Source organism: Shewanella sp. HL-SH8, from assembly GCF_051165765.1.
GTDB classification, from domain to species: Bacteria; Pseudomonadota; Gammaproteobacteria; order Enterobacterales; family Shewanellaceae; genus Shewanella; species Shewanella glacialimarina.
In genome coordinates, this window is record NZ_CP195039.1 from 1,205,441 (window position 1) to 1,224,750 (window position 19,310).

Annotated in this window: 16 protein-coding genes; 11 read left to right on the plus strand and 5 right to left on the minus strand. The window is 42.2% G+C overall.

Annotation, left to right across the window (positions count from 1 at the left end; genetic code table 11):
• The first annotated feature begins 142 nt into the window (after nucleotides 1-142).
• Complete coding sequence (locus tag ACRWQN_RS05400) at nucleotides 143-547, plus strand: hypothetical protein (RefSeq protein ID WP_434930450.1); 405 nt, start codon at nucleotides 143-145, stop codon at nucleotides 545-547.
• A gap of 122 nt (nucleotides 548-669) precedes the next feature.
• On the opposite strand, the gene ACRWQN_RS05405 is transcribed toward ACRWQN_RS05400, so the two are convergent.
• A complete protein-coding gene (locus ACRWQN_RS05405; RefSeq protein ID WP_434940030.1) occupies nucleotides 670-2,220 on the minus strand; it encodes a DEAD/DEAH box helicase in 1,551 nt (516 codons plus the stop codon).
• A 296-nt stretch (nucleotides 2,221-2,516) separates the two neighbouring features.
• Between ACRWQN_RS05405 and ACRWQN_RS05410 the strand changes: the two genes are divergently transcribed.
• From ACRWQN_RS05410 to ACRWQN_RS05435, 6 genes are all read left to right on the plus strand, one after another.
• Nucleotides 2,517-3,581 carry a DUF3626 domain-containing protein gene (locus ACRWQN_RS05410; RefSeq protein WP_434940032.1) on the plus strand — a complete coding sequence of 355 codons (1,065 nt, stop codon included), beginning with the start codon at nucleotides 2,517-2,519 and terminating at the stop codon, nucleotides 3,579-3,581.
• A gap of 202 nt (nucleotides 3,582-3,783) precedes the next feature.
• Nucleotides 3,784-5,544 carry a heme ABC transporter permease/ATP-binding protein CydD gene (gene cydD, locus ACRWQN_RS05415; RefSeq protein ID WP_434940034.1) on the plus strand — a complete coding sequence of 587 codons (1,761 nt, stop codon included), beginning with the start codon at nucleotides 3,784-3,786 and terminating at the stop codon, nucleotides 5,542-5,544.
• Complete coding sequence (cydC, locus tag ACRWQN_RS05420; RefSeq protein WP_434940035.1) at nucleotides 5,544-7,265, plus strand: heme ABC transporter ATP-binding protein/permease CydC; 1,722 nt, start codon at nucleotides 5,544-5,546, stop codon at nucleotides 7,263-7,265. Before cydD ends, cydC begins: the two co-directional genes overlap by 1 nt.
• A 1,354-nt stretch (nucleotides 7,266-8,619) precedes the next feature.
• The gene (locus ACRWQN_RS05425; RefSeq protein WP_434940037.1) at nucleotides 8,620-9,006 is read left to right on the plus strand and encodes a hypothetical protein; all 387 of its coding nucleotides are present in this window, start codon (nucleotides 8,620-8,622) and stop codon (nucleotides 9,004-9,006) included.
• A gap of 185 nt (nucleotides 9,007-9,191) precedes the next feature.
• Complete coding sequence (locus ACRWQN_RS05430; RefSeq protein ID WP_434940038.1) at nucleotides 9,192-9,506, plus strand: hypothetical protein; 315 nt, start codon at nucleotides 9,192-9,194, stop codon at nucleotides 9,504-9,506.
• A gap of 27 nt (nucleotides 9,507-9,533) precedes the next feature.
• The gene (locus tag ACRWQN_RS05435; RefSeq protein ID WP_434940039.1) at nucleotides 9,534-9,818 is read left to right on the plus strand and encodes a barstar family protein; all 285 of its coding nucleotides are present in this window, start codon (nucleotides 9,534-9,536) and stop codon (nucleotides 9,816-9,818) included.
• Nucleotides 9,819-10,644: 826 nt separating this feature from the next.
• Here ACRWQN_RS05435 and ACRWQN_RS05440 read toward each other — a convergent pair.
• The 4 genes from ACRWQN_RS05440 to ACRWQN_RS05455 all read right to left on the minus strand — a co-directional run bounded on the left by ACRWQN_RS05440 (nucleotide 10,645) and on the right by ACRWQN_RS05455 (nucleotide 14,865).
• Entirely contained in the window at nucleotides 10,645-11,655 is a 1,011-nt protein-coding gene (locus tag ACRWQN_RS05440) for a substrate-binding domain-containing protein (RefSeq protein WP_434940040.1), read from the minus strand.
• Nucleotides 11,656-11,896: 241 nt separating this feature from the next.
• Nucleotides 11,897-13,114: an organoarsenical effux MFS transporter ArsJ gene (arsJ, locus tag ACRWQN_RS05445; protein ID WP_434940041.1), complete on the minus strand. Its 1,218-nt coding sequence runs from the start codon at nucleotides 13,112-13,114 to the stop codon at nucleotides 11,897-11,899.
• A 275-nt stretch (nucleotides 13,115-13,389) separates the two neighbouring features.
• Nucleotides 13,390-14,406: an ArsJ-associated glyceraldehyde-3-phosphate dehydrogenase gene (locus tag ACRWQN_RS05450; RefSeq protein ID WP_434930436.1), complete on the minus strand. Its 1,017-nt coding sequence runs from the start codon at nucleotides 14,404-14,406 to the stop codon at nucleotides 13,390-13,392.
• A gap of 111 nt (nucleotides 14,407-14,517) precedes the next feature.
• On the minus strand, nucleotides 14,518-14,865 hold the full coding sequence (locus ACRWQN_RS05455) for a metalloregulator ArsR/SmtB family transcription factor (RefSeq protein WP_434930435.1): 348 nt from the start codon (nucleotides 14,863-14,865) through the stop codon (nucleotides 14,518-14,520).
• Between the two features lie 471 nt (nucleotides 14,866-15,336).
• On the opposite strand from ACRWQN_RS05455, the gene ACRWQN_RS05460 reads away from it, so the two are divergent.
• From ACRWQN_RS05460 to ACRWQN_RS05475, 4 genes are read left to right on the plus strand one after another with little or no spacing between them, the layout of a single operon-like run.
• Nucleotides 15,337-16,713, plus strand: coding sequence for a Na(+)-translocating NADH-quinone reductase subunit A (locus ACRWQN_RS05460; RefSeq protein WP_434940042.1), 1,377 nt, complete (start codon nucleotides 15,337-15,339; stop codon nucleotides 16,711-16,713).
• Nucleotides 16,713-17,927: an NADH:ubiquinone reductase (Na(+)-transporting) subunit B gene (locus ACRWQN_RS05465; RefSeq protein ID WP_434930433.1), complete on the plus strand. Its 1,215-nt coding sequence runs from the start codon at nucleotides 16,713-16,715 to the stop codon at nucleotides 17,925-17,927. Before ACRWQN_RS05460 ends, ACRWQN_RS05465 begins: the two co-directional genes overlap by 1 nt.
• Nucleotides 17,917-18,687, plus strand: coding sequence for a Na(+)-translocating NADH-quinone reductase subunit C (locus ACRWQN_RS05470; protein ID WP_434940043.1), 771 nt, complete (start codon nucleotides 17,917-17,919; stop codon nucleotides 18,685-18,687). The genes ACRWQN_RS05465 and ACRWQN_RS05470 overlap by 11 nt, the downstream gene beginning before the upstream one ends.
• Nucleotides 18,688-19,308, plus strand: a complete 621-nt coding sequence (locus ACRWQN_RS05475; RefSeq protein WP_226410981.1) for an NADH:ubiquinone reductase (Na(+)-transporting) subunit D — start codon at nucleotides 18,688-18,690, stop codon at nucleotides 19,306-19,308. It abuts the gene before it with no gap.
• The last annotated feature ends 2 nt before the right edge of the window (nucleotides 19,309-19,310 follow it).

The following is a 19,310-nucleotide window of genomic DNA, read 5'->3' on the forward strand; positions in this document are numbered from 1 at the left end:
ACTACTATAGACTTTATTTTATCGCAATTGACCAGTTTCTCGTTAAGCACGACAAATAGCAGATGATTGATTGCATTTAACGAGGCGAGTAACAGTTTCTTAATTAAATTGACGTACAATAGCACTCTATTTGTTGTTGGAGATGTGTGTGTTCATCAAAATCATTATTACGTTACTGATTATTATAGGAGCGTCTTTTTATCTGCGCCGCGGGAAATCATCTATCAGTAAAACCACCCAGGCAGTAACGGAGCATTCACCGCACCCTATATTTAATAAAATGGTTATGTACGGTTTGATCACGGTTTGTATGTTGTCGACTGCGGCATTCTGGGGCTGGGGTTGGTATGACGATAATCAAATTGTAACGGTACAAATATCTTCACCTATTGAGGCAATGTCCACCCAGTACCAAGTGCGCAAAAAAGACATTCATGCCCGTAAAATTACCACGATAGAAGGGATAGAGGTACGGTTGTCTAATCAAGAAAGAGTTACGATTTCAACATCAACATCAACATCAACATCTAAATCTACAGATAAATAATGAGTTGTGGCTAAACGGCAGATATAAAAATAGAGGCCAATAAGCCTCCATTTTCATATCGATTCTTTACTGATAGCTAATCAATGGCTCTTTAACTGCTCATCAAGTGCGTTAACTCAGTATCAATCTTTTGTTTGGAACTTAATCTTAGCATTAGCATAAGGATCAACTTTACTGGTTGATGTAGGGCTAGATTTAGGTTCGCTAGGCTTAGTTTGTCTAGGCTGCGATTGCGGCTTAGGTTGACTTGCTTTAGCTGGCGCTTTGCGCTCGCCTGAGTCATTGTCACTTGGTTTAGGTGTTTGTGCTCGGTTAGCAAATTTAGCCCCTAAATCAACTAATGGTTTTTGGCGTCTAGGCGGACGATTCTTTGCAGCTGCGCCGTTTGCAGAAGTACCATCAGTACTTTTCTTCTGCTCATTATTACCCTGACGTCTTTGGTGGATTTTTTTATCCTGTCCTGAACTCGAGGTTTTAGTGCGACTCGCGCTAGATTTTTGCCCTGTTGAAGAACCCGTTAATTGGGTTTCAGGTAAGGTAAAATTCGCCTCAAAGCCGATTAACACCTTACGTGGAAGTTGGCGTTGAATCAGTTTTTCGATATCACGTAATAATTTACCTTCTTCATCACTGACCAAAGACACAGCTTCACCTGATGCACCAGCACGGCCGGTACGACCAATACGGTGAACATAGTCTTCAGGCACTTGCGGTAAGTCAAAATTCACTACAAAAGGCAGTTGGTCGATATCAATACCACGGGCAGCAATGTCAGTTGCAACCATAACTTGGGCAGCACCACGCTTAAAGTCCGCTAAGGCTTTAGTACGTGCGGTTTGGCTTTTATTACCGTGAATCGCCACAGCTGAAATATTCGCTGACTCTAAGCTTTTCGCTAAACGGTTCGCGCCGTGCTTAGTGCGAGAAAATACCAATACCTGATTCCAGTTATTGATTTTGATCAGTTCGATTAACGCTGCTGACTTACGCGTTTTATCGACAGTGTAAATGCTTTGCTCAACGCTATTTGCAGTACTGTTACGTGGGGTAACAGAAATTTCAACAGGGTTGTTTACTAAGCCTTTTGCTAGCTCGCGGATCTCGACAGAGAATGTCGCTGAAAACATTAAGTTTTGTCTTTTAGCTGGCAAGAATGACAAAATTTTACGAATGTCACGAATAAAGCCCATGTCTAACATGCGATCGGCTTCATCAAGGACTAAAATCTCAAGGTGATCAAAGTTGATCGCGCGTTGCTGATATAAGTCTAATAAACGCCCAGGTGTTGCTACTAGAATATCAACACCATTTTTAAGTGATGCCAGTTGTGGCTGAATAGACACGCCACCAAACACTACAGCCGATTTAAGTGGTAAATGTTTACCATAGGTCGCGACACTGTCTTGAACCTGCGCAGCAAGTTCACGGGTAGGCGTTAATATTAAAGTACGCACATGACCGCGTTTAACTGGCGTGCCTTGGGATAATAATTCTAGAATAGGAAGAGTAAATCCCGCTGTTTTACCTGTACCTGTTTGCGCTGCAGCCATAACATCTAGACCGTTTAATACTGCAGGAATGGCTTGGGCTTGAATAGGGGATGGGGTGTCATAACCTTGTTTGGCAACCGCTTTTAAAATAGCAGCACTTAGTCCTAGGTTTTCAAAACTCATAGATTACATCTCAGTTAACAGCCGAGGCGGTTAAATATATTAAGGTAGCCAATATCGGCGGGCGTGCATCTTACCTGAAAAGCAATATGAGTGCTATCTAAACACGTCTAGCGGAATCGTGAAAAAGTCTTAATCTTCAGTGCCAAACAAAGAAATATTGCATACAATGAATTGCTTGGTGCATTGTATAACGGTTATTAGCTATATCACTATCACCCTTGATTTAGCTTTTATGCTAATCTGTCGTTAGTTTACTACCTACTTTTCGTCTTCATTTTTGTCTTATAAGGCAGTTCATGACCCCAAAACAGGCCGCATTATCACACATTGAAAAGATTGCCTTAGTGTTACGCGATCCCGCCCATGCGTTGATCAAAAATGTACTGTTGATGTCAAATATCTCTATGGTTTCACTGCAACTTGCAATGCGAAAACTAAATCAGCATGGCCGAGTTGCGTTGCATTTTCACCCTGATAGAGTCGATAGCCGTGGCTTAAGAGTGGTTGAAGGCCTGATAAAAGACGGTGTTTATAAAAGCCAGTTTGAAACTCATATCTCTAATGGTCAATTATCGCCAGAGTTAGGTGGGCCACGTGATTATTGGGAAAACCAGTTATTTGGTCAATGTTATTCAGGCATCAAACATCGGCCTAAGTATGGCGCACTAGACTTGGGCTTGTGCTCATTGGGGCCTGCACCACGCTTTGGTAGTTGCTACTTTCTGACCACCCCACAAGTGTTAACACGCAGTACATTTAGCTATATGGACTCTTATCGATTACCAAAAGAGAAGGGCACCATAAATTGTTTCGATGGCGTGTTAGCGGCATTATTAAGTGAAAGTTTTGAGCGCCATTACGCGTTAGGTATTCAAGGGCTTAAGCCCGCTAAATTGATTGACTATTTAACCACTGATTTAGCTCATGCCATCCAAGGGCGATTTACACGCACGCCAAGTTGTAATCTTGATCATTACATTGAGGCACAAATCCACGGTGATGTATCTCTAGATAATGATATCGAGATTTTAGTCGCCGACCCTAGCTTTAAAGGCTCTCACGTCGGTGATTTGTTACAAACCTTATGTGATGGGCATGATATTCAACTGTTATGGCATGGCGGATATCAGTTATCGGTAGAAGAGGTACCCAGTGATTTTCGCGGCGCGAATATGCCTATGTTAGCGCAAAGCATTGCTCAGAATAATATGATAAATGCCGCCATTTTGGGACAAGCCGCCTATACATTATGTAAGCAACCTACAAGCTGGAGTGAGCGTTCAAGCCACGCAAAAAAAGTGCAAGAATTGAAACTGCTTTGGCATGTGTTGGTCAGGTATGGCGCCATTGATCCTCAATAGTGAAGCCATTTACCTAGCCTGATCCCGCTCATCAATCACTAAACTGTGCAGCAGTTAACATTATCAACCGACTCATTGTATTAGGTAGGTGACAGCTGCGATACTGCACTTTAAAACCATTCTCTATTTTTATTATTCTATGTTCTTAATGTTGTGCCTTTTATCTTGCTTATAGGGCATCAAGAATTGTTGTTGGAGTGTCATGGATAAGTCGTTAGAAAAGTCATTGGCCAAATGGCTTAAAAGTCAGCAATCTGCCTGCGGTATTTACCTTAAGTTAGCGACCTTACTCGGACTGTTAAATGGCGTAGCCATCATAGGCCAAGCTTATTGTATTGCTAAAATTTTACATGGGGTGATTATGACTGAGTTAACTGTCAGTCAATTACGGCCATTTTTTATCGGTTTAGCCATATTATTACTCACCCGCGCCGCTTTAGTTTACTGGCGCGAACGATTCAGCTTTGAGGCAGGAAGATTACTCCGCCAAGATATCAGGCAAGCAGTATTGAACAAACTGGTTGCCCTAGGGCCGGCATTTATTAAAGGTAAGCCAGCCGGTGCATGGGCAAGTATTGTGCTTGAGCAAGTGGAAGATTTACATGATTTTTATAGTAAATATGTGCCACAAATGCTGTTGGCAGGGTTTATTCCTGTGTTTATTTTAGTGCTGGTATTTCCCTTAAACTGGGCCGCAGGTGTGGTGCTTTTGACCACAGCGCCACTTATTCCAATGTTTATGATTTTAGTGGGCATGGGGGCTGCGGATGCCAATCGCAAAAACTTCAGCGCCTTAAGTCGATTAAGTGGTCATTTTATGGATCGCTTACAAGGTTTGAGTACCTTGAAATTGTTTCACCGCGGTGAAGCCGAAATTAAGCAAATCCATCAAGCATCGGAAGACTTTAGAAGTCGTACCATGTCGGTGTTGCGACTGGCATTTTTAAGCTCGGCGGTGTTAGAGTTTTTTGCAGCATTATCTATCGCAGTATTGGCGGTGTATTTTGGTTTTAGTTATTTAGGCCATTTAAATTTTGGTCATTATGGCTTAGGGATCAGCTTATTCACCGGCATGTTTGTGCTTATGTTAGCACCTGAATTTTTTCAACCACTGCGCGACTTAGGTACCCATTATCACGCTAAAGCGCAAGCTATTGGCGCAGCAGAATCCTTAGTTGAGTTATTAGATTATCCCCTTTCTCATGTTCACACTGATGGCAATCAAACGCCTGATCTTAATCAGGTTAGCATCAGGGCGACAGATCTAAGAGTGATGAGCATGGATGGTCAATGTTTACTTGGGCCTGTTTCATTCAATATTATCGCAGGGCAACACGTGGCTATTGTGGGTGCTAGTGGCGCGGGTAAAACCAGTTTGCTGCAAGCCTTGTTAGGCTTTCTACCCTATGAAGGCGAGTTACTGATTAATGACCAAGCCTTTGACTCAATCAGCCTTGCCCATTGGCGAAAACACCTTGCCTGGTTAGGGCAAGACCCGCTGTTATTTCACGGCACAATTGCTGAAAACGTCGCATTAGGCAGTCCCGATCTAAGTGACCAAGACATTATGCTATTACTTGAACAAGCTCAAATTGCTGATTTTGTCACTCAGCATCCCCAAGGTCTGCATACGGTAATAAGCGATCAATCATCTGGCGTATCAGTAGGGCAAGCCCAGCGAATCGCCTTGGCCAGAGCGCTCAGCCAACAAGCCAGTGTGTTTATACTTGATGAGCCGACAGCCAGCTTAGATGAACAAAGTGCTGAAGCGGTAATGGCCGCTTTATCTCAAGCGACAAAGGCAAAAACCACCTTAATGGTGACGCATAAGTTAAATGACTTAACTCAAGTCGATAACATTATCGTCATCGATAAAGGCCAGCTGGTGGAACAGGGGGACTATCAAACATTAATGGCAGCCCAAGGTAGCTTTTATCAATTACTGCAACAGGAGGTCAGTTAATGAAAGTGCTACTGCCTTTTGTACACTTATTTAAGCGCCAATGGTTAATGATGCTAGTGGGCTTATTACTCAGTTTTATTACCTTGTTAGCGGGTGTGGGTTTATTGTCATTGTCGGGGTGGTTTTTATCCGCCACCGCAGTCGCAGGACTCACCGTTGCCACAGCGCAGGTTTTTAACTTTTTCACCCCAGCAGGCGGCGTGCGATTTTTTTCTATCGCCCGCACCGCAAGCCGATATGGTGAGCGCTTAGCCACCCATGAAGCCACCTTTAAGTTATTAACTGAACTGAGAGTGTGGGCGTGGCAAAAGCTTTTACCTCTTAGCGCCGCTAATTTAACAGGCCTACGCCGAGGCGATTTATTAAATCGACTAGTGGCTGATATCGATACCTTAGATCACCTTTATTTGCGCCTTATTACACCGATTAGCGCATCATTATTGATGATAGCTGCCCTGTATGCATTTATCGCCTGGTTTGATGCTAGTTTAGCGTTAGCGCTGTGCGGCTTTTTGCTTTTAGTATTATTGATATTGCCGAGTATTTTTTATCAATTAGGCAAAGTGCCAGGCCAGCAGTTAATCGAAACTAAACAAAGTTTTAGAGTACAGTTACTGGATGTGATTCAAGGTCAGGCTGAATTAAGCTTATTTGCTGCTAATTCACGTTATTTAACCAAAGTGTATCAACAGCAACAGATCTTTTTTAACAGCCAAATTGCGATGGCAAAAATCACTGGGTTAAGTCAGGCGATATTAATTTTAACCAACGGTTTCGCGGTATTGTTGATGCTGTATTTAGCCGCGAATGGCGTGGGCGATGCCGTGCCACCAGGGCCATTATTTGCCTTGATCATATTTGCCACTATGGCCTGTTTAGAAATGATGATGCCAATAGCAGGCGCGTTTCAGCATTTATCTAGCACAGTGTTAGCGGCCACGCGGGTCACGGCAATAACCGAGCAAGTTCCAGCCATTCAATTTGGCAGCAATGATGCTATTAATGAAGCAATTAAGGCTAAAACAGGCGCATTGGTTATCAGCAACTTACATTTTGCTTATCACGCTAATCAAGCGGTTTTAAAAGGGCTGAATATACATATTCCAGCTGGACACAAAGTGGCTATTATCGGTAAAACCGGCTGCGGTAAATCCAGTTTATTGCATATGATCACCCGCGAATGGCAAGCAGACTCGGGCAGTATTACTTTAGATGGTCTGCCGCTTGAAGATTACAGCGAATCTAATTTACGCGCATCAATGTCGGTAGTCAGCCAGCGGGTGCATTTGTTTAGCGGTACATTGCGTGACAACTTAGTGTTGGCATTACCTTATGTCGCTGGTGAAAAACGTAAAGCCCACGATGACAAGTTAACCCATGTGTTGTCACAAGTGGGCTTAAGTCATTTATTACAGGGTGATAAACCTCTAGACATTTGGATGGGCGAAGGCGGCAGGCAATTATCTGGCGGCGAGCAACGCCGAATCGGTGTCGCCCGCGCGTTACTGCGTGATGCACCACTATTGCTGTTAGATGAGCCCACAGAAGGATTAGATAAGCGCACCGAGCGGGAAATACTCGCAACCTTATTTGCCTTTGCTGAGCATAAAACCGTGTTGATGATAAGCCACAGAACCACGGCGTTAAGTCAAATGGATGCTTGTTATCAGCTTATAGATGGACAATTGTCGAGCCTGACGGGTGTTGATGTTAACGGCTGAACATTGGTAAAGAGGGCTGAAGCCTTAACAGCTTAGTGAGTTAAAGTGAGATTATGCATATGGTCTCTATGATCATGGAGCTATACCATAGTAAAGAATGCATCGTGAAGTTTATCTATGTAGGTTCAGCATGGCATTCACTCAGCGACACGCAGCATTCTTTTGAAATAAAAAGTTCTGTAGCTCAACCGACCCATCCCTGGGTCGAATGGTCGGCTCGCAAACTACCATAATGAACCTTTCAAGCATTTACCTAATTAACAAGTTTTAAAGAGTGAGTGACATAAAGTTATTTAAAAACAATGACTTGATTTACCCCCCCCATGTCAGCTTATGTGTATGGCCAGCAGCCACTATGAACATGGCGCTTTGGTTATAGCAAAGCATGTATCGTGAAGTTTATCTATGTAGGTTCAGCATGATATTCACTCACCGACACGCAGCATTCTTTCGAAATAAAAAAGTCCTTGTAGCTCAACCGACCCATCCCTGGGTCGGATGGTCGGCTTGCAAACCACCATGATGAACCTTTCGAGCATTTACTTAATCGGCAAGTTTTAAAGAGTTAGTGACATAAGATTATTTCAAAATACTGACTTGGTTTTGCCCCAAGGTTTTTTTGGAATATGGCCTACGGCCACTATGAACATGAAGCTTCGCTCATAGTAAAGAATGTATCGTGAAGTTTATCTATGTAGGTTCAGCATGATATTAACTCACCGACACGCGCAAGTACTTCCTTGTAGCTCAACCGACCCATCCCTGGGTCGGATGGTCGGCTCGCAAACCACCATGATGAACCTTTCGAGTATTGACTTAATCGGCAAGTTTTAAAGAGTGAGTGGCATAAGATTATTTCAAAACACTAACTCACTTTTGCCCCAAAGCTTGTTAGAGAACATCCAATTTAAACTTTGCTCGAACATAGTTATCGCTAGTTTATGAAAGCACCATTTTGATATAAATTTATCTACGATTAACATCATAAAATCTTTGCGACAGTATACTGTGTTTTCATACAGTTATAATTCCTTTGTGTTAAAACAACAGTGTTGTTTCTCGTTATGTAATTGCGAAAATTCTCGGTTTTACCTAAAGGATAATTCTATCTAATTGATTTAGCTGATTTTTGTTAACATATCTGCTCTGCATAACGAGTTTGTATTATTCTCGATTATCTAAATTCTCGCTTTTGCCTAGACTAAAAGGTGATTGATTTGGGTTATTTAAGCTGATAAGTTACTAAAATTATTAATAATTAAAGCGATTTGGATGTTGTGTTTTGGTGAGCTTCTCAGGATGTTTATCGGAATTCTCGCTAATACGCTGTTAGCGGTACAAGGAGGTCAATCACATGCGTAAGCTCATATTCATTTTATTAATCATTTCTCAAAGCATTTATGCTGCCGATTCTGTGGACGCTAAACAAGCTGCAAAGAGTATATTTGAAAAATCATCTTCCGCTTATAATGAAGAGTCTTTAACGAAGGTTTTTACTTCTGGTGGTTACACAGAGGAAGAATCTAGTAAATATGCTATCAAATTGTTGAAACTTGTTAATTCCGACGAATTTATCAATAAAATTCAAGGCATTTACATTAAACATTTTACCGCAGATGAGCTGGTGCAAATTTCAGAGATATTGGACAATCCAGCTTATGCAAAGTTCTTAAGGTTAAGACCGCTAATACAGCAAGAGATGTCCGCTGAAATTAGTAAAGTAACTACTAGTATCAAGTAAGTACTGCTAACAAGGCAATTAAACGGAAAATTTACAGTTGGCTGTTTTTCGTGCCTCAAACATTATAGCAACAGTAATTTTCCGCTTATTGCGGCGTTATGTTTCTGAGGTGTAGTTTGAAAATTAATTTGTTAGCTACTTTTTCATTACTCTTAGTATCTTCGTCTTCGGTATATGCAGAGGTAATGGATAAAGAACCAACTCTGGGGTCTATGATTTTATGGGGGGTTGTAGGATCTTTGGTGGCAATTTTTAGCGTTAGGTTTAAACCTTGGTTTTTATTATTAGCACTCCCGTTTCCGGCTCTGTATTTTTACGGGTTAATTTTAGAAATTAATGACCCTTATGTTGGCCCTGCAATTCTAAATGAAGCTGGCACCACATACATTTACAGTGCTTACTTGCTAAGTGCCTTGCTGGTCTTCAGTCCATTTATTGGAATGATCTGGAGTAAACATAACAAGTCACTGAAAAGTGACGCAAAAATACGCGCACTTTAGTGAGGCGTTATATCTCTTAAGGCTCGTATGGAAATTTCGATTAATTGGGATGGAATCAAAACGGAAGAAGAATTCTATTCTGATTTCTTGCCTAAACTAGATGCTCCTAAATGGCACGGGCGAAACCTTGATGCTTTAGCGGATAGTCTAATTACTGGCTCTATTAATGGTATTGAACCTCCTTATACAATATTAAGTATAAATACAGATTCAAACCTTGGTGGCCTTAAAGAGTTTCAAGTGAGAGTCTTAGAAATACTCACTGAAGCAGCAGCCGAACCCGAGCGTGAAATTAAGGTTCTGTTGAAATGAAATATAACAAGAATATCAATGATCGCCAGCAAAGCTGGCTGGACGCGCAAAAAGCCGCGCGCCCATTATATTGGCGTTAGGTTTTATGAGCATCAGTCAGTATTATTATATCGGCAATAATCAGAATTTATTCTTTGGAGTATTTTCTCTTTCTTTAAATTTAGTCGGGTCAGAGTTAAATTTTGTAAAAATAAGCTCTAACTCGCTTCAGTTCGGAAACGAGTTAACTCTTGTCCTGATTTAGCTTTTCCCAAAGCCATCCATGAAGCTAAATCGAAGAGATAATAATTCGGGTGCAGATGAGCCAGCGAGTATCCAAAACAAGGATGTTTTGGTTAAGCCCACATGGATGTGCTTGCGGCGTCTCGCTGGATCATCTGCACTTGTAGGTAATCTTTGACGCCAAGGAAAATTTAACTGAGTTTTAAAATTTAGTCGGGTCAGGATAAACTTTTATAAAAAGCTAAACCCTAACCCACTTCTGTCCTGAAAATGAGTTAACTTTTGTTCTGATTTAGCTTTGCCACAGTCATAAATGAAGCTAAATCGAAGAGACAATAATTCAGGTGCAGATGAGCCAGCGAGTATCCAAAACATGGATGTTTTGGTTAAGCCCACATGGATGCTGATTTTAAAATCAAGAGCTGGCGTCTCGCTGGATTATCTGCACATAAAGTCGTTCTTTCACATCCATGTGATCAGGACATTCCTTTCATCCTGAACATTCCTGCGGCAGGCAATAAGTACCCATGAAGTATTGGACTAGTTACTCTAACCAGAGTGATTGCAGCTTAGAAATTTAGCGGGGCTATATTATCTGCAATGGCTACAATCCAGTAATCTTGGTACAGGTATCAGCGTTCTCTGGTGTGCAAACAGTGATAGGTGTGTAAATGGTTTTCTGATATTTTTGTTCTGTTACAATCTTATAAAGTGTCAAAATGGCTTGTCTTCCCATTTCATAGGGTTTTTGACCAATATTGATATGAACAAGATAATCTTCCAACATAGTTAATTGTTCAGAGGATGTATCCGTAATAACAATGATGACCTTGTTGTTATTAATTTTTTCCTGGTACGGGGCAATCATTTTACGATAAAGTGCTTGGTCATTTTGCGGCCAACCACCAACAGCAATAAAAGAGTCTGCTTTTACAGGCTTACCTTTCATTACAGACTCCATTTGATTAACAGATTGATCCAATTGATCAAAATTAAAGAAAGGCTCTCTAACTTCTGTCCATCCCGAATCGTTATTAAGCAATTCTCCAGGAGGTGCGTCGTATTTTTTTCCCGATAATGCGGAACGGACACCCATCAGTCTTAAATTCAGATTGGGAGAATCGGGTCGCCCAGATTGCATTATTAGCGTTCCCCCATTGGGGCGAAGTTTTTTTAACTCTTCACCTAATGACTTACCCAATTCAAAATTGTCAGTGCCTATATACGCTAGGCGTAAACTATTAGTGTCCTCGTTGACTGAAACATCAATATCAGAGTCATAGGTAATAACCGGAATACCTGCTTCTTTAGCTCTCTTAAGGCTATTTTTAACGAGATATTTAGATTGTGTAACGGCAACAGCAATACCGTCAATACCTTCATCAATCAGTTGATTTATTACCTGATCTTGCATCCTAACATTACTTATATCTGGTCCCCGATATATGCATTCCACGCCTTTTATTTGAGCCGCAGCATCCATACAGCCAGCTTTGCTTTGATCAAAAAAAACACTATGAAATTTAGGCACCACGGCAAGTTTCAATTCTTTTCCATAGACAGAAAATATGGGTATTAGACTAAAGGCAACAAATAATACAAATGATCTCCCCACACTCCCTCCTGAAATAAATCATGGTGTCACTTAGCTTACACCAATATATATCAAATAAATTCATTTAAAGATACGAGCTGAAACGGTATTACTGAACCTATCCGTGTGGGCTAATCGATATTGTTGTCGATATTGTTGTGTTTTGAACTCTATGCGTCAGGATGGCAATAGCTGCATTAGACGTTTATTAAGGTTAGATGAAATAACGCATTATCTCATCTAACCTTACTCCGCAAATGATTTACGCTTGCTGATGCCTTGGCAGTTTGACTGAAATAAGCGCGGCTAGTGCAATAAAAACAGCTGATATCCACAGACAAGCGGCCATACCATATAATTGATAAACCCAACCAGACAGCACTGTGCCGATTAAACGTCCCATCGCATTGGCCATATAATAAAAGCCGACATCTAAAGACACGCCATCTTCGCTGGCATAGCTGACAATCAAATAACTGTGTAGCGAGGAGTTGATGGCAAATAATGCGCCAAAAAGCATTAATCCGCCCACAAGTATATTGGCAGCATGAAAGTCATAACTTATAGCCAGTGCAATACCGGCTGGCACCACACTGAGCGAAACCGCCCAACCTAAGGCGCTGCGTCCATCGGGGACTTTGCCTTGGTTTTTACCGGTTAATCGGGGTGCAAAAGCTTGTACTACACCATAAGCGATGACCCAAAGAGCGAGAAAGCCGCCGACATACCAGTGATCCCAGCCGAAGGTTGACGCTAGGTAAACGGGTAAGGCGACCACAAACCACACATCGCGAGCACCAAATAAAAACAGTCGCGCCGCTGAAAGGGTATTTACCGCCTGACTTTTTGAGAATATTTCAGTGAACTTAGGCTTGTTTTTGGCTTTACCTAAGTCACGCTTCAAGTTAAATAGACTGAAAATCCACACCAGCAATAACCCAACAGCCATGCAAAGAATCGCATACTGAAAACCCAATAATGTCAGTAAGGCGCCGCCTAAAAAGAAGCCCGCTCCCTTTAAGGTATTTTTCGACCCGGTCAATATGGCAACCCATTTATACAGTTGGCCTTGCGCATCGGCAGGTACCAATAATTTGATGCTACTTTTCGCGCTCATTTTATTGAGATCTTTGGCTATACCAGACAAAGCTTGTGCCGCCATGACCCAGGGGATGGTTAGCGCTGCAGCGGGAACTAATAGCATGCCAAGGGCAACTATTTGCATAAAAAGACCAATATTCATGGTTTTATTAAGGCCTAAGCGTGCACCTAACCAGCCGCCAATTAAGTTAGTGACTACCCCAAAAAATTCATAAAAAAGGAACAGCATCGCAATATTTAGCGGGCTATAACCCAAACCATGAAAATACAGCACCACTAACATACGAAGGGCGCCATCGGTCAACGTGAATGCCCAATAGTTGCCAGTAACGACCAAGTATTGGCGAATTTCTGGCGACAGTCCTGTCAAAAGTCCCATTATGTTCTCTTTATATAAGCTTAAGTTTTATCCATTTGGCCAACCATACGGGCGATTTCAGCGGCACGATTCAGTCAAAAGTCCCATTATGTTCTCTTTATATAAGCTTAAGCTTTATCCATTTGGTCAACCATACGGGCGATTTCAGCGGCACGATTCAGTCAAAAGTCCCATTATGTTCTCTTTATATAAGCTTAAGCTTTATCCATTTGGTCAACCATACGGGCGAGTTCAGCGGCACGATTCAGTCAAAAGTCCCATTGAGTTCTCTCTATTTAAGCTGATGCTTTATCCATTTGGCCGACCATACGAGCGAGTTCAGCGGCGCGATTTGCATAACCCCATTCGTTATCATACCAGGCATAAAGTTTAACCTGAGTGCCATTAATGATCATGGTTGATAGCGCGTCAATGATGCTCGAACGTGGATCGGTTTTATAATCGACCGACACTAAAGGGCGTTCTTCATAGCCTAGAATATCTTTTAAAGGCCCTTCGGCTGCGGCTTTAAATAAGCTATTCACTTCTGCTTCTGTGGTTGGGCGACTGACCTCAAACACACAATCGGTTAATGAGGCATTGGCCAGCGGAATACGCACAGCATGACCGTTAAGCTTGCCCTTTAGTTCAGGGAAAATATGGGTAATCGCAGTTGCTGAACCTGTAGTAGTAGGAATAAGACTTAAGCCACAGGCTCGTGCACGGCGAAGATCTTTATGTGGTGCATCGAGAATGGTTTGGGTGTTGGTAATGTCGTGAATCGTGGTCATAGACCCGTGCACTATACCTATGTTCTCGTGAATGACTTTGACAATGGGCGCTAAGCAGTTAGTGGTGCAAGAAGCGGCAGTGACAATTGAATGAATTGCCTTGTCATAAAGCTGATGATTTACGCCCATTACGATGTTTAATACACCGTCTTCTTTCACTGGGGCGGTGACTACAACGCGCTTTACACCTTGATCTAAATAAGCTTGCAGTACTTCTTTGGTTTTCATTTTTCCTGAGGCTTCAATAACGACATCACATTTTGACCAATCGGTTTCGCTGATGGTTTTGTTGCGGGTACAGGCAATGCGTTTACCGTTTATCACCATATCATCTGCTTCGGCATTGGCCTCGTGTTGCCAACGACCGTGAACTGAGTCAAATGTGAGTAAATGGGCTAAGGTGGCAGTGTCTCCGGCGGGATCATTGATTTGGACAAATTCAACATCATCCCAGTTCCAAGCTGCTCTAAGCGCTAAACGTCCCATGCGGCCAAAGCCATTAATTCCGATTTTAATTGTCATGTGAGTATCCTTTAAACTTACTATTTTAATGAGGTATTGGCGGTTTGTATTAGGGTTAGTTGATCTTTGTATGGTGAACGTTTGTTTGGGTCAATTCATTTTATTGAGCGATTAACAGCAAGCTTTTAGGCGTTCAGGGCGTCCGCCCATTCGGCATAGATTACTGAGGTTTTCTTCTAGAAACAGTGCATTGTGGTGAGTTGTTTCGCTTAATACTAACTGGCTCCATTTGGGTAAATCAGCATTAATACGGTAGAACACCCATTGACCTTGACGGCGATCGATTAGGAGACCACATTTACGTAGTTGAGCTAGATTTCGTGAAATTTTGGGTTGAATTTCTTGTAATGCTTCGGTCAACTCGCAAACACATAATTCTCCTTCATGTTGAATAAGCATTAGGCAACGCAGTCGCGTCTCGTCGGCTAAACATTTAAAAAATTGAGTTGGGTTAATCATTGTTAGCCTTAGGTTTTATTCATATAAAGAGATTGATATTTTCAGTTGCTCGACTCAAGTATTGGTAAGTCATTGAATATCTGATTTGGCTCTAAAGTGTCTTATGGAATATTATCTTATATACAGAATTTGATATATATAAATTTATATATGTTTTATTGGAGTATGTGTGTTTAGTATTTTTTAAGCATGCTAGCTAACTTATATGTCGACTTTTTATGCAATTTTAGTCATGTCTAGTTGCAAGCGCTTACTTAAGCTCTTACTTAAGCGCTAACATCAAATATTATTTTTGTAGTAAAAATAACATTTGTTTGTGCTTAGCCGTCCTTGTAGTGATCTGCTTCACAATAGCTGCCGGATATCATGTTTTAAAATTACCGAATACCTCATTAGTGTGATCTTGCTTCATACATTAGCGTTTACAAAGATTTAAAATTGCTCATCGAATTTTTATTGATGGTGATGATAATGGCAGGGGTTTCAAACCAGATAATAACCATTAAACGCGGCTTGGATGTACCTATTATGGGTCTGCCTATTCAACAAGTGTTTGACGGTGAAAAAGTCACAACAGTGGCTTTATTAGGTGAAGAATATGTCGGCTTAAAACCGACCATGTTAGTTGAGGTGGGTGACAGTGTTATTAAAGGGCAAGCGCTGTTTGAAGACAAGAAAACCCCTGGGCTAAAATTTACAGCACCTGCTAGCGGCAAGGTTAGCGCAATTCATCGTGGCGAAAAGCGTGTTTTACAGGCGGTTGTGATTGAGTGTGATGATCAGCAACAAGCTAAAAGCTTTGCGCGTTATGATGACTTTAATCAGCTAAATCGCCAACTTGTGGTTGATAACCTTGTCGATAGTGGCCTGTGGACCGCATTACGTACCCGGCCATTTTCGCGGGTACCGCAATTGGACAGCCAACCAGCGGGTATTTTTGTTACGGCAATAGACAGTAATCCGCTTGCCGCTGACCCTCGCATTATTATTGCTGAGCAAACAGAGGCTTTTGTTGCAGGTTTGCAAGTGCTTACCTATTTAACCGAAGGCAAAGTGTACCTGTGCCAGGATGATAACGCGCCCTTATTGAAGCACGATATCACCACTAAATTGTCTAAGGTGTCTATTCATCAATTTAATGGTGTTCACCCTACTGGGTTAGTGGGTACTCACATTCATTTTATTCTGCCAGCAAGCATAGAGCGCCCTGTGTGGCATTTGGGCTATCAAGACGTTATTGCCTTCGGTAAGTTATTTTTAAATGGTGAACTGTATACCGACCGAGTGGTGGCTTTTTCGGGCCCTAATGTGCTTGAACCGCGTTTGGTTCGCACCCAATTAGGTGCTCAATTAAGTCCGATTGTGGCGGGTAAAATTAAGGATGTTCGTTCACGCATAGTGTCTGGCAGCGTGCTAAATGGCCACACTGCTGAGGGTAGCTACGATTACCTAGGTCGTTTTCATAACCAGATTTGTGTGCTGTCTGAAGATGACAAACATGAATTACTGCCTTGGGTGCGAAACGATCAAGACAAATTTAGTCTCACTGGCATCATGATGTCTGGCTTTAGCCGTACCAAAAAATTATTCGATTTTACCACCCATGCTGGTGGTTCAGCCCGCGCGATGATGGCGTTTGGCCAGCTTGCCCGTGTGATGCCTTTAGATATTCTCCCCACCTTACTTATTCGTGATTTAGTGGTACGTGATACCGATGAAGCACAGCTTTTAGGTGCGTTGGAATTAGATGAAGAAGATCTCGCGTTATGTACCTTTGTTTGTCCTGGAAAGTATGACTTTGGTAAAGAATTACGTGCTTGCCTAGATATTATCGAGAGGGAAGGTTAATGAGTAAGCCTATTAAGAAACCGTCGACCCAAGACAAGTATTATGAGCACGGCGATTCGATGCGTAAATACTTACGGTCTTTATGGATTGCCCACGGCCGTAGCACCAAGGGGCAGGTTCATGTACGTGACGCCATTGATGTAAAACGTACCATGCATATTGTTGGCATGTGTTTATTGCCAGCATTGTTTTTTGGTATGTACAACATTGGCCTACAAGCCCAACTGGCTATTATTGAAGGCGCTAGTGCACCTGATACTTGGCATTTAGCCATTTTCAATATGCTATTTTCAGGCTTAACCGCTGAGTCTGGCATATTAAGTTTATTTGCCTATGGCGCGAGTTTTTACGTGCCTTTTTATCTTACTGCATTGACCGTTAACCTGTTCTGGGAAGTCATATTCTCCAGAATGCGTGGTCAAGAGCTGCATGAAGGCTTCTTTATTACCGCGTTACTATTTTCACTTATCCTGCCTGTTTCTACCCCGCTGTGGATTATGGCGATAGGCATCAGTTTTGGGGTTATTGTTGCCAAAGAGATGTTTGGCGGCATGGGATATAACTTCTTAAACCCTGCCTTAGCAGGTTATGCGTTTATTTATTTCGCCTATCCAACAGAAGTGGCTGCAATAAGCCAGTTTGTTGCGGTAGATGGCTATTCAGGGGCGACAACCTTAGGGCTTGCAGCGGCCAATAAACTCAGCTTTGCTGATGTAAGTTGGATTGGGGCATTAAGTGATCCGCTATGGTGGGATGCTTTCTTTGGCTTCACTGTGGGATCGATTGGTGAAACCAGTGCCTTAGCGATATTACTGGGTGGCGGCATTTTGCTGATGACCCGAGTGGCTGACTGGCGAGTGGTTGCTGGGGTGATGTTGGGTATGATTGCCACCGCAATTATATTTAACCTCTTTGGTCCGGCTAAAAATGCCATGGCTACTATGCCGTGGACATGGCATCTGGTCACTGGCGGTTTTGCTATGGGGATGATGTTTATGGCTACCGACCCAGTAACTGCCTCTTATACCCGCAATGCCAAATATGCTTATGGCGCTCTGATTGGCTTTATGACGGTATTGATCCGAGTGCTCAACGTCAAGTTACCAGAGGGCATTATGTTAGCCATTTTATTTGCCAACTTATGGGCACCGTTATTCGATTATCTGGTGGCGAGAGCCAACATCAAACGGAGACTAAAACGCCATGGCCTTTAAAAAAGATTCGGTGCTGGGAACCATGGTTTTCATCATCAGCTTGAGCTTAGTGTGTTCTTTTATGATCACCGGCACTGCCGAAATTTTAAAAGAAAGAAAGTTAGTTAAAAAACGTGATGAAGTGAAGCAGTTTGTATTAAACGCGGCTGGTATTGCCAATAGTTCTGCCGACTTTAGAGAGTTGTTTACAACGCGTGTACAGCCTAAATTGGTCGACTTAGAAAGCGGTGAGTATATCGAACAGGAGAATCTGTTAGATTTTGATAGCCGTATGGCGGCGATTAATCCAGAAACCTCCAGTAAGCCGAAAAAAGATACCGCCAAAATTAAAAGCCGTGCCGATCAAATACGTATTTTTGAGGTGTTCGATGCCCAAGGCGAGTTAACCAGCATTGTGATGCCTATTTACGGTAAAGGTTTGTGGTCGATGATGTATGGCTATTTGGCGGTCGAACCTGATCTTAATACCATTAAGAATATTGTGTTTTATGAACACGGTGAAACACCCGGTATTGCCGATTTTGTGACTGATCCAGATTGGACATCGCTATGGCAAGGTAAGCAGCTGTTTGACGCCAAAGGTAAGATAGCGATTAAGGTTGTCAAAGGCGGCGCCAAAGCCGGTGATGTACATGGTGTTGATGGTGTTTCTGGTGCAACACGTACTGGTGTTGGCATACAAAAAGCGGTTGAGTTTTGGTTTGGCGTTGAAGGATACCAAACATTTCTTCACCGTTTTGCTAAAGCGGAGGAGAAGTAAATGAGTCGGTCAACTTCAACAAAAGACATATTAACTTCGCCGATTTTTGCCAATAACCCAGTAGCCATGCAGGTGTTAGGGGTATGTTCAGCGTTGGCGGTCAGTAACTCAATGCAAACTGCATTGGTGATGACTTTAGCGGTAACGTTTGTGTTGGTTTTTTCCAATGTGATTATTTCAACCATTCGCAACTTTATTCCCAACAGTGTGCGAATTATCGCTCAAATGACCGTTATCGCGTCATTAGTGATCATCGTTGATATGGTGCTGCAAGATGTCGCTTATGAGCTGTCGAAACAGTTATCGGTATTTGTCAGCTTAATCATTACCAACTGTATCATTATGGGCCGTGCTGAAGCATTTGCGATGAAGTACCCACCGCATCTTGCGTTTGTCGATGCGGTAGGCAATGCCATTGGCTACGGCGTTATTCTGCTTGGTGTTGCCTTTGTGCGTGAATTGTTAGGGCGTGGTTCATTGTTTGGTCATGAAATATTGACCACAGTAGCGAACGGTGGTTGGTATTTACCTAACGAAATGTTCACTTTACCGCCCAGTGCATTTTTCTTAATTGGCGTGATGATTTGGGCGATTAATGTTGTTCAAAGTAAGCGAGGATAATC

Bases quoted from the DNA above. Each gene is read 5' to 3' on its own strand.
- ACRWQN_RS05400 (WP_434930450.1), top strand. From the start codon at position 143: ATGTGTGTGTTCATCAAAATCATTATTACGTTACTGATTATTATAGGA.
- ACRWQN_RS05405 (WP_434940030.1), bottom strand. From the start codon at position 2,220: ATGAGTTTTGAAAACCTAGGACTAAGTGCTGCTATTTTAAAAGCGGTT.
- ACRWQN_RS05410 (WP_434940032.1), top strand. From the start codon at position 2,517: ATGACCCCAAAACAGGCCGCATTATCACACATTGAAAAGATTGCCTTA.
- cydD (WP_434940034.1), top strand. From the start codon at position 3,784: ATGGATAAGTCGTTAGAAAAGTCATTGGCCAAATGGCTTAAAAGTCAG.
- cydC (WP_434940035.1), top strand. From the start codon at position 5,544: ATGAAAGTGCTACTGCCTTTTGTACACTTATTTAAGCGCCAATGGTTA.
- ACRWQN_RS05425 (WP_434940037.1), top strand. From the start codon at position 8,620: ATGCGTAAGCTCATATTCATTTTATTAATCATTTCTCAAAGCATTTAT.
- ACRWQN_RS05430 (WP_434940038.1), top strand. From the start codon at position 9,192: ATGGATAAAGAACCAACTCTGGGGTCTATGATTTTATGGGGGGTTGTA.
- ACRWQN_RS05435 (WP_434940039.1), top strand. From the start codon at position 9,534: ATGGAAATTTCGATTAATTGGGATGGAATCAAAACGGAAGAAGAATTC.
- arsJ (WP_434940041.1), bottom strand. From the start codon at position 13,114: ATGGGACTTTTGACAGGACTGTCGCCAGAAATTCGCCAATACTTGGTC.
- ACRWQN_RS05450 (WP_434930436.1), bottom strand. From the start codon at position 14,406: ATGACAATTAAAATCGGAATTAATGGCTTTGGCCGCATGGGACGTTTA.
- ACRWQN_RS05455 (WP_434930435.1), bottom strand. From the start codon at position 14,865: ATGATTAACCCAACTCAATTTTTTAAATGTTTAGCCGACGAGACGCGA.
- ACRWQN_RS05460 (WP_434940042.1), top strand. From the start codon at position 15,337: ATGGCAGGGGTTTCAAACCAGATAATAACCATTAAACGCGGCTTGGAT.
- ACRWQN_RS05465 (WP_434930433.1), top strand. From the start codon at position 16,713: ATGAGTAAGCCTATTAAGAAACCGTCGACCCAAGACAAGTATTATGAG.
- ACRWQN_RS05470 (WP_434940043.1), top strand. From the start codon at position 17,917: ATGGCCTTTAAAAAAGATTCGGTGCTGGGAACCATGGTTTTCATCATC.
- ACRWQN_RS05475 (WP_226410981.1), top strand. From the start codon at position 18,688: ATGAGTCGGTCAACTTCAACAAAAGACATATTAACTTCGCCGATTTTT.